Raw genomic sequence first — 14,014 nt, 5'->3', positions numbered from 1 at the left:
TTCAAATGCTCATGAGACAAAAAATTCTCAGTATGGACTACTCATGGCGTTTTTGGTGCCATTGCCAAGCATGCTGCATCATCGTGATCAAATCAGCGTACTGAGGCTGCCATCCTAGAATCTTCCTGGCCCGATCGCTGCTGCCCACTAGAGCTGGCGGATCTCCTGGGCGGCGATCGATCTCAACCACATTGAAAGTTTGACCAGTCACTTTTTCTGCGGCATCGATTACCTGCCGTACCGAAAAACCATCGCCATTGCCCAGGTTAAAGATATCGCTGTTACCACCCTTGAGTAGATATTCCAGACCTAGCACGTGGGCGCTGGCCAGGTCGGCTACGTGAATGTAGTCTCGAACGCAGGTACCGTCGGGTGTTGGGTAGTCAGTGCCGAAGATAGATAATGATTCTCGCTGACCCAGCGCTGTCAGTAGGGCTAGGGGAATAAGGTGGGTCTCGGGGTTGTGGTCTTCGCCCAGGCGACCTTCGGGGTCAGCACCCGCCGCATTGAAGTAGCGGAAGCAGACTGATCTAAAGTCGTAAGCTTTATCAAAGTCGCGCAACATGTGCTCGACCATCAGCTTGCTCTGACCGTAAGGGTTGATGGGAGCCTGGGGGTGGGTTTCGGGAATGGGTACCTGCTGGGGTACTCCGTAGGTGGCGCAGGTCGAGGAAAAGACTAGGCGTTTAACCGAGGCAGCTACCATCGCTTCTAACAGCGTCAGGGTGCCCATCACATTATTGCGGTAGTACTTGGCTGGGTTTTGGACCGACTCTCCAACGTAGGCGTAGGCAGCGAAGTGAATAACGGCGGCAATGGGGTAGGTTTGAAAGATCTGGTCGAGGAGGGTGCGATCGCAAATATCCCCTACTATCAGCTTCGCTTCCAAAGCGGACTCCACTACATCCTGGTGTCCATAGACCAAGTTATCTAGAACAATCACCCGGTAGCCAGCCTGCTCCAGGCAAAGAACTGTGTGGGAGCCAATGTAGCCCGCTCCCCCGGTTACTAGAATAATTGGCTGGCTAGAATTACTCACAACTTTCAGCTCCTAACAACTCAATAGCTTGAAGAAAGCCAATCAACGGATGACTTCGCTAAATCTTTTGAAGAGCTCGCAGAAGTTTAACTTCTACAAAAATTGCGCTCCCTAAATGTAAGATTGCGGTTCTCCTGTAGTAAGTTCCCTGTGGAAAGTTAATGTGAAATTCACATAAAGCTTCAGTACCGACGAAGCCTCTTACCAAGGAATTTACAAAACTTGTATTTGTTTAAAGTTTTTGCAAAGAATGTGGATTCCTTGGGCTGAATTTAAGATTGCCTGCTATCTGCTACATGATTAAGTGAGAATGGGATAGCCCAGAGCAACGCTTTCCTGCAGGAAAAGCATGGTGGGCACTAGGCTGGAGCAAAGCTAGTTCCTCAATCTCAAAATGCCTCTGATTACTGTCCGTTCGGAAGGGCTCTACTGCGAGGCCGGAAACTTTTTTATTGATCCCTGGCAGCCTGTAGAGACAGCCCTAATCACTCACGCCCACTCAGACCACGCCCGTTCTGGTTCAGAACGATATGTGGCTACCAGCATTTCTAAAGGAATCTTAAAGAAGCGGCTGGGGGAAAATCTAGCGCTGCAGGGCGTAACCTACGGCGAAAAGCTGAAGCTGGGCAACACCTGGGTCTCTTTTCATTCAGCGGGGCATGTGCTGGGGTCGGCTCAGATTCGGGTAGAGTTGGGCGACGAAGTTTGGGTTGTGTCGGGTGATTACAAGCGCTGCGCCGATCCGTCCTGCACGCCGTTTGAGGTAGTTCCCTGCAGCACCTTTATTACCGAGGCGACCTTTGGTCTACCCCTTTACCGCTGGGAATCCGGAACCGAAACAGCCCGACAAATCTATGAGTGGTGGCAGGGGGACCCTAGTCGGCCCTCTATCTTGTTTTGCTATGCCTTTGGCAAAGCTCAACGCGTTTTAAGCGAGTTAACCCAGTTCACTGACCGCCCCGTGTACGTTCACGGCGCGATTCAGACTCTGACCGAGGTTTACCGACAGGCCGGAGTCCGGATGCTGCCTACCATTCCAACTTCAGAAATGCCGCGCTCCCACAGTTACCAGGGAGACTTAGTGCTGTCGCCGCCTTCAGGCCACCGCTCTACTTGGATGAAGCGGTTTGAGCGGCCTCAGACAGCTTTTGCCTCTGGGTGGATGGCCGTGCGGGGAGCCCGTCGCCGCCGAGGCTACGAACGAGGCTTTGTGCTTTCTGACCATGCCGACTGGCCTAGCCTGATTCAGACCGTGAAGCAGACTGGAGCTAAGACTGTCTACGTGACCCACGGTCAAACTGAAATTCTCTCTCGCTACCTGCAGGAAGTTTGCCAGATCAATGCGCTACCGCTGGAAACGCTGTTTGAGGGAGAGGGGGATATTTAGCCTCTACTCCTCACCCTACTTCCCCAAAGCGATCTACAGGCCAAAACCGGAAGGTGGCCCGGCCAATAATGTTGTCTTGGGGTAAAACGCCCCAAACATGGGAGTCGTTACTATCGTTGCGGTTGTCTCCCATGACGAAGACATAGCCTTCCGGTACGGTAACAGGCAGCATTTCGTACTGGGGCGCTTCTAGCGTGTAGCTTTCGTCAAGGGCCTGACCATTGACTATGACTTGCCCTTGGCTCACCCTAATTGTCTGGCCTGGAGATCCGATCACTCGCTTGATGAAAGCTTGCCGGAAATCATATCCGAGAGCCGTTAGCTGAGGAGGTGGATTAAAAACCACGATATCGCCCCGCTGCGGTGAGTGCAGCCGATAAGACACTTTTTCCACAATCAGGCGATCACCAATGTGCAGCGTTGGCTCCATTGAGTTAGACGGGATAAAACGAGGTTCTGCAACAAAAACCCTCACCAGCAGCGCAATCACCAGCGCGATGACTAAAATTCGAAGATTTTCCTGTTGGCTGTCCCATAGCTGTCGCCAGCGAGACTTTTGAGGGGATGGGTCTACAGGGAGTACCGGAGAGGACGCAGGCCCATCGGATTTAGTCTTGGGAGACTGGGGATCAGAAACCATAACCACCTGAAAATCTGCCGTATCGCTTTTAAGCCAGCCTTTGAGGTCATCTAAAAGCGCGATTCATACTCTAACAGTAACCCAGAGTTTTCCCGGAAGTTTTCGTAGCTGGTGGTTCCCCGCAATAGGAACTGGTCGTTGATGCGGTAGCGCACATTAAACTGAGCCGGGGTAACGTTGGTAAAAACCTTCTGAACCGAGAGTGAAATGGTGGGAGAAAGAGCAAAGCCAACTTCTCCCCCAAAGTCCAGCGCCGTGCCGGTGCCTTGTCCCCCAGGCGGTGTGGTTGAAAATAGCCGTAGCTCTGTCAGGTTCAGAGCTGTACCCAAGAGGTCCTGAACGTTGTTGAGCAGCGCCGTTCCAGCCAGTGCGATAAGGCCCTGGAAGCCGTCTCCGGTGCCGCCCACACTGCCTAAAGTCGATTCCAGTGCGGTCAAGAAACCGCCACTGATGAGAGTGACGATCTCTCCCTCGGAACGGGTCGGTGTGCTGGTCAGCGTCACACCCCGGAGCTGGGCTACCTGACTGGCTGGACCGTCTACCTGGGCCCGAATCCGCACGGTTTCAATGCCACCCTGGTTCAACCCCAAGCGGTTGCCCTGAAAGTCTGGGACTTCGTTGCGAGGGAAGGGAGATGACTGCACCAAAGTAGTGCTACCCGAACTCGCAGGCACTGCTGTTTGTAGCGTCGCTCGTAGGTAGGGGTCTAGCCCTAGATTTGGCCGGAACTCGGCGTAGTTGTCGTCACCTGTCAGCCGAAAACTAGTGGTAACCAGGCTGATTCGGCCTGAGGGTAGACGAATTCGACCTTCAGGCCGAACGGCTGGGAAAATACCATTAATGGTCACTCCACCCTCAGCGGCCACGTCAACCACACCGCCAACTGCAATCCGAACGTTCTCAGCCAACAGCAGTTCTAGGTCGTCAAAGGCTGGTGGCGGCAGCTGGAAATTTCCCTGGGTCGTTCGGGTGGCTGTTGTTTGAGCTATCGTCGTTGCATCGGCCACAGTTGGGTCAGGCAGCGATAGCTGGCCCTCAGACAGCACTACAGGACCATTGATCAGTGTGCCAAATAGGAAGACGCTGCCGCCTACCTGAATGCGGCCATCTACCCGCCCATCGTAAATACCCTTGAAGTTCAGCCGAACATTTTGAGCATCTACGGTCAAAGGGACATCAGAAACGTCGACAGCCGTCGGAAACTCTACAGGCGTTAACTCGGCTCCCTCGATTGGGGCAGGGAAATTGCTGACGATTGGATTGAGTAGAGGGAGTGCTCCTCGGGCTATAACTTCACCCTGGCTAAACTGTCCGGCGAGCTGGTCAACAATGATTCGGTCCCCCTCGAAGCGCACTTGTCCGTTGAGGTTGGTCAGGGGTTCGGGCAAGATTTGAGCGCGTACTGTAGCCTCCTCAAAGGTGGCAAATCCAGCCAACGTCTGGATCTCGGGGACGGCTTGGCCGTCTCCCCATCTGCCCCGTACGGTTAGGTTGACGGTGCCTTGACCTGATTCCCAGGCGACCTCTCGATTAAACAAGTTCAGCAGCCCAATGCCCTCGTCCCGCACATTGATGTCGATGGCTAGGTCGGGAGAAAGCGCCTGCTGCTGGGCAAAGGGCAGACGGTAGGGCACACTGGCGACCAGAGTGAGGGGATCTTCGGGGTTGTCTACCACCAAGGCGCTCTCTAAGTTGAGGCGGGCATCTTGGTAGATAAACCGGGCCTGGGCAGACTGAACCGGGTTGTTGTTAATCGTGGCATCGGCGAGGGAAAGAACACCCCGCAGCTGAGGATTGGCCAGCGAACCGGTGAGGGCAGTATCTGCATTCAGCCGCCCTTCGATGCTGGGGGGTAGGCGTAAGGGCTGGCGAAGGCTGCTCAAGGGTACATTTTGAGCAATGGCGCTGAGAGTGCGAGGGGTTTGGTCTTGGGCGTTGAGGCCAATCTCGCCGCTTAGGGTGAGGGATGCTGGTGTGAGTTCCCCTTCGTTAGTAGCCACGTTAGACGCAAACCGTGCCGGGTCGAGTCTCAAAACGCCATCGGCATAGCGCCCTGTAGCGAGTATCTGATCTACTTGGTAGGTGTTTCCCCAAGTCCAGTTTTGTCCGGCTAGATCAAATCCAACCGTAAAGTCTGCAGGTAGAGAGCCTGAGATTGACAGGTTGCCTGAGAACTTACCCGCCAGTTCTTCCAGAGGCGGCAGGGGAGACGCTTCTTCTTGTGTGGCAATGATGTCCTCTAATTCCAGCAGCTCAGACAAGCGCCGCAGCTGCTCCCACAGAGGGGCGGTGGTATCGCCGGTGGGGCTGGTGGGCAGAGCGGTGGCAATTTCTTCAGGGGTATAGGCACGGAACCAGTCGGGCGATCGCAAGCCGCGCTCAAAGTCTGCTAGCTCGAAGAACTGCAGGGTTGTCAGGATGTCCTGAATTTCAGCATTTTGAGCCGTTACCTCGGCCACCAGCTGAGGTTCGCCTCTCTGGCTAAAGCGACCCGTTACTAGATACTCGCCCTCTTCAACTTGGAATCTGCCGCCAGTTAGCGCCAGAGTTTCGTCGGCATAGGCCAACTGACCTCGGAAACGATCCAGGCTGATGTAGCCCAGGCTCAGATTGCTGATGTCAACGTTGCCAGACAGGCTAGCTTGATCGAGATTACCTGTAACGGTGGCGGTTTGAACGGTGCCCCGCACGGTACCGAGCCCAGCTATACCGCCTGGCGGCAGGTTGAGAATATCCAAGGGAAACTGCTGTACGTCAGCCCGCAAGATGCTGTTTTCGACGCCGCCAAAGGCTACTGATTCTCCGGCTCGAATGTTAAAGGACAGATTGCGGTTGTCTGCGTAGGTCACCTGCAGGGTATCTTGTGTGCCCTGTAGGTTAATGTCGCCTCCCTGGGCTGTTGACCAGGCTACTGGGCCCGCCAGCAGCGGCTCAAATCTTAGGTTGCTAACCGCCAGATCTGCCAGACGGGCATCGCCTACCAGGTTTAAGTTAGCTAAGCTGCCGCTCAAGCGTCCGTCAAAGCTGGCTAGCCCGCTAACTGGCACCTGATTGGGCACAGGTAGAGCCGCTAGGTTAAACTCGCGCGCCTGTAGAGCTAGGTCTATGCTGCCGAGGGTGGGGGTGCCGGGACCCGTAAGCTGTGGTGTAACTGTCCCGCTAATCAGCAGACCAGCGCTGCGAGCTTCCTGAATCTGCAGCTGGCTGCCGCTCCAGGCGACTGTGCCGATGAGAGGTTCTTGCACTGCAGCGAGCTGGGGAAATCGGGGTGCTACGGTAGCTAAACCGTCGGATAGCTGCAGGTCGCCCTGACCGCGAATGCCTGCTAGCGTGAGGTTATTGAGGTCGCCAGAGAGGGCAAACTGCCCGCCAGCTGTTCCCTGGAGCGTTGGGGAGAACTGACCGAGCTGCACGTTGCTTCCCTGGACTGTGGCGTTCCAGGCACCGTTGCTGAGCTGGCCTTGACCGGTGACGCTGCCGCCTGCTAGAGCAAAGACTGCATCGCCCTCGCCGCGAATGCCTTCGGGGCTGAGATCGGCTAAGCTGCCCGCCAGCTGGAAGTCACCGCTGGCGGTGCCGGTGGCCTCTGGCAGAAACTGGTTGAGCTGCACGTCTCTAGCCTGGAAAGCCGTATTCCAGTTGCCGCCGCTCAGCGCTGCGGTGCCGATCAGAGTGCCACCTGTCAGGGCGACCACTGCATCACCTTGCCCCTGGATATTCTCTAAGCCGGGGGTACGCAGGTCGCCAGCCAGATCAAAGCTGCCAGAGACAACCCCATCTAGCCGGGGGGTGAAGCGACCTACCTGAATGCCCCTAGCCTGAAGTGAAGCGTTCCAAACTCTGTTGGCCAAGACGCCGTCGCCGCTGATGGTGCCGCCGCCTACCTGGACAAAGGTATCTGTGAAGCGTAGGGTGTTGCCTGCGATCGCAATATCGCCCCGAGCTGGATAGTCACCTGCCGGAGCGCGCCAGCTGGCTGCCCCCTGCAGGCGATCAATGGGGCCAGAAATACCAGCCTCTAAAAAGACTGGCCCTAGGGTAATCGCCTCGGGCAAACCATAGGGCCGACCCAGGGCATCTCCTGGCAGATCGCGCCCCTGGGCTGTTAGGGTCAAAATGCCGGTTTCGCCACGGGTATAGCGACCGCTGCCCACCAGCTCGCCGCCCTCTAGCGGAACGGCCCGGAAGCTGTCGATCACCAGGGCCTCAGGGCTAAAGGAAATATCTGCTCCTAGCGCCGCCAGCTGCACCCGGTCAAGGGTAGTCACCCCTTGGGAAGCCAGGTTGGCAGACACGTTTGGGTTGCCCAAGGGGCCAGTCAGGTTAAAGGTAGCGGCAAAAGCCCCTTCAACCGGCACCGGCGTTGTGAACTCAAACAGCTCGCTAATCTGGGCCACTGTGAAGGGGTTGACCCGGCCTGTCAGCGCATAGCCATCGATAAAGTCAACAAGACCCTGGGCCGTTGCCGTCACCTCACCGAAGCTAAAACTGGTGGGATCGAGCGCTAGGGAACGACCCTGAAAGCGACCCAGTCCAGTAATACTTTCGATCGGTAACGGTAGTCCCTTGACGACGACCGCCCCATCAGCCACACGACCCGTCCCAGTCACTAAGGGCCGCTCGTTGGGCAGCACATCGATCACTACATTACCGCTGACGTCGCCCTTGGTAATGGTGATAGGGGGCTTGTCTTCAAACAGAGAAAAGACAATGGCGGCAATTTCAGGCGCTTGGGCATCCTGTGCCCGAATATTGAGCCGCACCCGCCGATCAACGGTTGGATCGTACTCATCTTCAGCATCATTCTGCTCTTCATCAGTATTCTGCTCTTCATCAGTATTCTGCGTCTGGGCTAGGGCTGAGGGTAGCGCCCAGGCACGCCCCACCTGATCAAAGCGCTCAATCCATGAAGAGATCTGAACCAGCGGGCGGGGTAGATCGGGCGGCAACAGGCTAGTCTCCCCATCCTCAGGGGCCGGGGGCAGCAGTATGGAGCCTGCGATCGCAAGGCTGCCCCGCACTGCTGAATCGGCAGTAGCATCAAAATCAATCTGCTGAGCCTGCACCTCAGGTGCGCCTCCCCCCGCCCGAACCTCTACCTCAGGTGCAATAAAGTCAACGTCGGCCTGAACGTTCTGCAGCCTCACCGTGACCCTCGGCAGATCCGGTTCGCTGTAAGGTGTCAGGGTAAGCCTACTGTCTCGTAGCCCAATGGTTCCCGGTTTGACTTCAATGATAGGCTCTCGGTCCCGCTCTGGCTGCAGCGTCTCAAAGTCAACGTCAATCCACTCCAGCTCAGCATTCTGCTCAAAGTAGCCCTCAGCGTTCTCCAGCACCACGTCCAGATTAAGCTCTCGCCGCAGTAAATCCAGCAGGTTAAAGCGCACCTCAACCGATTCCAGGGCCAGCGAATCTGTCTCAGTAGGAATCGGGGGAATGCTAGAAGGGCCAATGCGAATTCCCGAAAAGGTCAGCCCTTCGATCTCGCCAACATTGACCGGGCGCTTTAACGCCTTAGACAGCTCAGCCGAGGCCCAAGGAGAAAACCGCTCATTCAAAAATATCCAGCCCCACCAGACGGCTCCCGCACCAGTCAAGACCAGCACTGAGCCAAGGGTAAGGCCAACTTTAATCAAGCGCCGCCGTCTCCGCCTAGTAGGGCGCTCTGGCTCAGACTGTTGGGGGTTCGTCATGAGAAGCTCAAACCACAGACCAGATCAATGGTAGTGAAATTTCTGCCGAGTGGTGGATAACAATTCATTTCTCAACTGTAATTTGTTACCTCTAATAAAAAACAGACGAGCGGGTTAGTGAAAGGTTCGCTGTTGACCTCACCGAGGTGCTTGAGTTTTGGTGTAGCCTTGACGACAAAGAGACACCTTCATCGCTGCGCCCCCGGAGAGAGCCTAAACGAATGCTTGTGTACGTGCTGTTGTTCAATGCCCGCACTGAAAACGAGGGCATTCACACCCTCAAGGTCGAAGATCGCAACATTGTCCTCATGTTTGAGGATGAGGATGACGCTACCCGCTTTGGCCTGATGTTAGAGGCCCAAGATTTTCCGCCCGCAACCGTGGAAAGCTTTGAATTTGACGAAATTCAGGAGTTTTGCCAAGAGGCAGGATACGAATGCAAGCAGGTGCCTCAAGGGGCTCTGGCCACGCCACCAGAAAGTAATGTAGATCAGACCGACTGGGATCCTGACAATCCGCCTGACGATGCACCCAATCTCCCCTCTGGTTCCGCCTCCCCTAGCGACGACGAAGCCAACTTACCCCAAAGCGAACTCGACCGGATCCGCCAGCAGCTAGAAAAGCTGCTCTAGCCGTTATGACCCAGTCTGACCTGATTGTTCTGGCTCGCCGGGGCAACGCCGACGCCATTGCCCAGCTGATCAGCAACTCCCTAGCTGCGCGGGGTATCACTGCCCAGGCCGCATGGCAGGGCGATTACCTAGAAATTTGGTTGCAGGGCGAGAACCTACCCCCAGCTAGTGTTTTGGTGCCCAACCTGCGCCAGGGTTTCGAGCGGCTGATAGTAAACCGCAATATTGCAGCGATTCGCCTCTACGCCTGCCGCCCCCACCAAAACCAGCCAGACTGGGTCGAAATCTTCAGCCTTAATCCCATCCTCGACCCCCTCTCCCCGAGCGAGCCCCGCTCAGAACCCTTAATCGATCCTCCCTCCGAACCTCTCCCAGAATCTATAACCGAACTTCCTCCAGAACTCCCGCCAAAACCTCTCCCTGAACCTCTTCCCGAACCCGCTTCCGAACTCACAACACTTCCCCCCTCAGCCCTCTTAATCGAGTCTCCTTCAGACTCTATAACTGAACTCCCGCCAAAACCTCTCTCCGAACCTCTCTCCGAACTCGTAACTACCCCCTCCCCAGAACCCACCCCCCCTCCGACTAACCCCCCCTCTCCACGCCCCTCCCTCCACCCCTCCACCCCTCCACCCCTCTCCCCTGCTCCCCCTCCCCCAGAGCCCTCCTACCTCTCCGACACCGCCCTAGTCATCCTGGCCCACCTAGCGCCTCTGTTAAGCTACTTAAGCTGGCTAGGCATCACCTGGATTGGCCTGCCCTTTCTTTGGACCAGCAGTTTTTTGCTGCCCTGGCGAATTGTGGCCCCCCTGGCCCTGTTGCTGGTTAAGGGCAAAACTTCCCGCTACCTCCGTCACAACGCTCAGGAAGCCCTTAACTTCCAGATCTCCTGCACGCTCTATTGGCTGGCCACCTTTGCTTTGATGTTTCTGCTGGTGGGCTTTTTGCTGGTGGTGCCGCTGGCCTTTTTTGAAGCGGTTTGCATTATTGTTGCTGCTGTCAAAGCTTCTGACGGCAAACGTTTCCGCTATCCTCTCAGCATTCGATTTGTCCGCTAATCCCCTATGATTGGGAACGGAAAATACACGGGAGCCGTGCTGTGAACCCTTCCTCCTCTGCCGATCCGACTGACCGGGGCCATCTTTTGACGGAACAGGCTAATCCCCACAGTCAAGGGCTTGACCAAATGAGCGCCTTGGAACTGGTGGATTTGTTCAATCGGGAGGATCAGCGCACGCTGGATGCGATCGCAACTGCTCGCGCTCCCCTAGCCGCCGCCATTGAACGCACTGCCGCAGCCCTGCGCCAAGGAGGGCGACTTTTCTACATTGGGGCAGGCACTAGCGGTCGCCTAGGCGTTTTAGATGCCTCGGAATGCCCTCCCACTTTCTGCACCCCGCCGGAGCTAGTGCAGGGCATTATTGCCGGTGGAGCCGGGGCCCTGGTTCGCAGCTCCGAAGGCTTAGAAGACATCGCTGAAGATGGAGCCGCTGCTCTGGCCGAACGTCAGGTGAATGAGCTAGATGTCGTCGTTGGCATTACCGCTGGCGGCACTACCCCCTATGTGCAAGGCGCTTTGGCTGCTGCTCGCCAGCGCGGAGCTACCACCATTTTTATCGCCTGCGTTCCGGCTGAGCAGGTGCCCATAGCGGTTGATGTCGATATCCGGCTGCTGGTTGGCCCGGAAATCGTTGCCGGATCGACTCGTCTCAAGGCGGGCACTGTCACTAAGATGGCTCTCAACATTCTCTCCACCGGAGCCATGATCCAGCTTGGCAAGGTCTATGGCAACCGCATGGTGGATGTTTCGGTGACCAACGTTAAACTGCGCGATCGCGCTCTGCGAATTCTTTGCGACCTGACTGAGCTAGACCGGGCTGAAGCTGCTGACCTGCTCCAGCGCAGCGGTCAGCGAGTCAAGCTGGCCCTCATGATGCACTGGAGTGGGTTGGAGGCCGAGGCCGCTGAGGCTAAGCTGGCTGCTAGTAATGGGCAGCTGCGGGAGGCTTTGAAGGGGTAGGAAGACATGGGCGAGGAGGATAGGAGATGTGGGAGTGGGAGACATGGAGAAGGAAGACCTCCCCTATCCTCTTTCCCTACCCATCTCCCCGCACCAGCCGCAAAAACACCTGGGTCAAATCGGCCTGGTCTCGCTGCACTTCTAAAATGGGGCAGGGGCGCAGGGCATCGAACAGGCGGTACAGGTCGTCAGCAGAGCAGGCGATGTGAATTTGACTGCCTTCGAGGCTGCCGTTGAGCGCTGCGATCGCAACTCTCTGCCGCTCGTCTAGTTCTCCCTCAAATTTAATCCGATAGGCCGAGCCAGAGAACTCACGGATGAGTTCTTGAGTGGGCTTTTCGGCAATCAAACGGCCTTGCCGCATAATCGCAACCCGGTTTGACAGCTCTTCGGCCACATCGAGCTGGTGGGTGGTTAGCAAGATAGCGCAGCCATCGGCGGCAATGCTGCGCACCAAGTCTTTTACGGCTTCTCCTGCTTCTACGTCTAGGCCCAAGGTGGGTTCATCTAGCAGCAGTAGCTGGGGCTGATGGATTAGGGCAACTGCGATCGCAAGCTTTTGCTGCATCCCCCGAGAAAGCTGCTGCACCGGGGTATGCTGCTTTTCGCCTAAGTCAAACCGAGCTAGCAGTTCTCGCCCCCGCCGCCGCGCCTCTCGCCCAGACATGCCCTTGAGTACCCCAAAATATTCTAGGTTTTCCTGGGCCGTTAAGCGCCAGTAGGTGTTGCGGTTGCCCTCTAGCACTGCGCCTACCCGCTTCAGAGCCATTGGCGTGCGATGGGGGTCTTCTCCCAAAATTCTGACCTGGCCTTCATCAGGCCGCACTAAACCCGCGATCATCTTAATCGTGGTCGTTTTACCGGCTCCATTAGGCCCTAAAAACGCTAAAATTTCGCCTGCTCGCAGGGCCAAAGAAACCCCGCTGACGGCCTCAAAGACATACTTTTTCTGGCGATACCGCTTGCTCAGATTTCGGGCATCGAGCACGATTTCGGGCTCGACCGCGGCTGCCAAAGACTGCCGCTCAAAGGAAGAGGGTGACGCTTCTGTGACCATGAATACTTGCTGACTGACGTTGGTGATCTTAACGCGCCAGTCAGCTTGTTTTCGACCGTCTAAGGGCAGTCCAATTGCTCAGTTAGGGTTCTACAAACACATCTACGGCCTGATAGCAAGAGTCTACCGAACAGGAATACATGATTATGTCTACGGTGTAGGGGCCGCTGACCTCAGGTGTAAAGGTCACCATTGGCGTTGGATCAACAGCATCGTCGTAGGTCAGCAGATTTCCCTCGGCGTCATAAAGCTCCAGGTCCAGGTCGAGACAGTCTTCGTCACAAGTGGCCATGACCAGGTAGGAAATGCCGGCCTCCAGGTAGTAGGTCGTAGAGTCGTAGGTGTCTCGCCCTAACAGGCTGACATAGGGATCGGCTACCGGCTCATAACCCATCCGGCTGGCCAAGTTCATCAGGCGGCTTTGCACCTGGCGAACGTAGTAGCCATCTTGCGCGACTCCGGCCAGGGGAAACAGTAAAACAGTGCCGCTAACCAGAGCCGCACAGGCTAGAGCGCGAACAGATAATCTCCGTCCTATCGAAGCAAATTGCATAGGGTACTCCCAGGAAATCCTTTGATTTCCTAAGCATGGCGTCGCCATTTAACCGGTAGCCACAGTGAAACTACCGAGCGCATTTTCTGCCTAAGAAACAGCTATGCAACGTAGTCAAACAGAGCATCTAGATAAATCCGGTTGACCTGGCGATCGTTCTGGCCATTTTGCATCAGAAACAGCGATAGGGCTGCACAAAACACTCGATGCTGGCTCCAGGTCGAACAGGTATCTAAGTAAACTTGGAGGGCTTCGTTAAGCTCTTCAGGAATTTCTACCAGCAGACTAACTCGGGACGTCATAAAATCTCCTCGCAACACAATCCGCTAAATTGACACCAAAAACTGCGCCGTTCAGCTTCTGTAGGTGCCCTAGGCCCAATGATGTTAGGGGCGTGGGCAGAGTTGATCAGAATGGCCGAGGCGCTGCTTTAGGTAGTCGCATCATTGTGCCTAGGGCACCCAAACCTGTCAATCTTGCAAAAATCATCAGATTTGTTAGCGGCTGAAACAGGGAACGAGAGAATCAGGGTTCTAGCTGTAGCTGTATTGAACTAAGCCATTCTTAGGCCTCTAAAACCCTAGAATTTCAGTTAATTTCTGAAATCCACAGAAGTCGCTGGGATCGCCAAAGTTCGTTTTTCCTCTGGGGAAAACAGCCCAATCTCTGGGGAGAATCTGGGGATTGCCTGGGGAAAAAACAACCCAATTAAAAAGTTTTGTAAAAGGTTTTTGCTTAGGCACTTTGACAAGCAAAATACCTCGATCTGAGGCCTTCAGGAATCCATTTGCGGATCTAAAGAGGTTGCTAGGATTTCGGCTGCAGGGTTTAAAGAGGGTCTTTGTGGAGTTTTTGCCAGCAGAATACTAAACTTTGCCGCTCGTTATAGTATAAATGTACTATAAGCGGGGGTGACTTTGAGAGGGCCCGTAGAAGGCTTATTGAAAGGGTGTTGGCAGACTATGGCTTTACCTCGGTTAATTTATAGGCTGG

Annotated in this window: 10 protein-coding genes; 4 read left to right on the top strand and 6 right to left on the bottom strand. The window is 55.5% G+C overall.

Annotated elements, in window-relative coordinates; translation table 11 throughout:
* Positions 1-37: 37 nt before the first annotated feature.
* Positions 38-1,039: a UDP-glucose 4-epimerase GalE gene (gene galE, locus H6G13_RS02005; RefSeq protein WP_347277420.1), complete on the bottom strand. Its 1,002-nt coding sequence runs from the start codon at positions 1,037-1,039 to the stop codon at positions 38-40.
* A 394-nt stretch (positions 1,040-1,433) separates the two neighbouring features.
* Between galE and H6G13_RS02000 the strand changes: the two genes are divergently transcribed.
* On the top strand, positions 1,434-2,426 hold the full coding sequence (locus tag H6G13_RS02000; RefSeq protein ID WP_190481502.1) for a ligase-associated DNA damage response exonuclease: 993 nt from the start codon (positions 1,434-1,436) through the stop codon (positions 2,424-2,426).
* A gap of 10 nt (positions 2,427-2,436) precedes the next feature.
* Here the strand turns inward: H6G13_RS02000 and lepB are convergent, their stop codons facing one another.
* Positions 2,437-3,066 carry a signal peptidase I gene (gene lepB / locus H6G13_RS01995; protein WP_190481501.1) on the bottom strand — a complete coding sequence of 210 codons (630 nt, stop codon included), beginning with the start codon at positions 3,064-3,066 and terminating at the stop codon, positions 2,437-2,439.
* 50 nt (positions 3,067-3,116) lie between these two features.
* Positions 3,117-8,759, bottom strand: coding sequence for a translocation/assembly module TamB domain-containing protein (locus H6G13_RS01990; RefSeq protein ID WP_190481500.1), 5,643 nt, complete (start codon positions 8,757-8,759; stop codon positions 3,117-3,119).
* Between the two features lie 221 nt (positions 8,760-8,980).
* Here H6G13_RS01990 and H6G13_RS01985 point away from each other — a divergent pair, with 221 nt between their 5' ends.
* The 3 genes from H6G13_RS01985 to murQ are packed head-to-tail and all read left to right on the top strand — an operon-like array spanning position 8,981 to position 11,411.
* Positions 8,981-9,391 carry a DUF3110 domain-containing protein gene (locus H6G13_RS01985; RefSeq protein ID WP_190481499.1) on the top strand — a complete coding sequence of 137 codons (411 nt, stop codon included), beginning with the start codon at positions 8,981-8,983 and terminating at the stop codon, positions 9,389-9,391.
* A 5-nt stretch (positions 9,392-9,396) separates the two neighbouring features.
* On the top strand, positions 9,397-10,449 hold the full coding sequence (locus H6G13_RS01980; protein WP_190481498.1) for a DUF4870 domain-containing protein: 1,053 nt from the start codon (positions 9,397-9,399) through the stop codon (positions 10,447-10,449).
* A 41-nt stretch (positions 10,450-10,490) separates the two neighbouring features.
* Positions 10,491-11,411, top strand: coding sequence for an N-acetylmuramic acid 6-phosphate etherase (gene murQ / locus H6G13_RS01975; protein WP_190481497.1), 921 nt, complete (start codon positions 10,491-10,493; stop codon positions 11,409-11,411).
* Positions 11,412-11,487: 76 nt separating this feature from the next.
* Here murQ and H6G13_RS01970 read toward each other — a convergent pair whose 3' ends face one another.
* The 3 genes from H6G13_RS01970 to H6G13_RS01960 all read right to left on the bottom strand — a co-directional run bounded on the left by H6G13_RS01970 (position 11,488) and on the right by H6G13_RS01960 (position 13,323).
* Entirely contained in the window at positions 11,488-12,468 is a 981-nt protein-coding gene (locus H6G13_RS01970; protein ID WP_190481496.1) for an ABC transporter ATP-binding protein, read from the bottom strand.
* 82 nt (positions 12,469-12,550) lie between these two features.
* Positions 12,551-13,021: a hypothetical protein gene (locus H6G13_RS01965; protein WP_190481495.1), complete on the bottom strand. Its 471-nt coding sequence runs from the start codon at positions 13,019-13,021 to the stop codon at positions 12,551-12,553.
* A 101-nt stretch (positions 13,022-13,122) separates the two neighbouring features.
* Positions 13,123-13,323, bottom strand: a complete 201-nt coding sequence (locus H6G13_RS01960) for a DUF2811 domain-containing protein (protein WP_190481494.1) — start codon at positions 13,321-13,323, stop codon at positions 13,123-13,125.
* Positions 13,324-14,014 lie beyond the last annotated feature (691 nt).

This window comes from Pseudanabaena sp. FACHB-2040, assembly GCF_014696715.1.
Taxonomy (GTDB): Bacteria; Cyanobacteriota; Cyanobacteriia; order Phormidesmidales; family Phormidesmidaceae; genus JACVSF01.
Note: the sequence above shows the minus strand (reverse complement) of the source record. Positions and strands in the feature narration are given on the sequence as shown.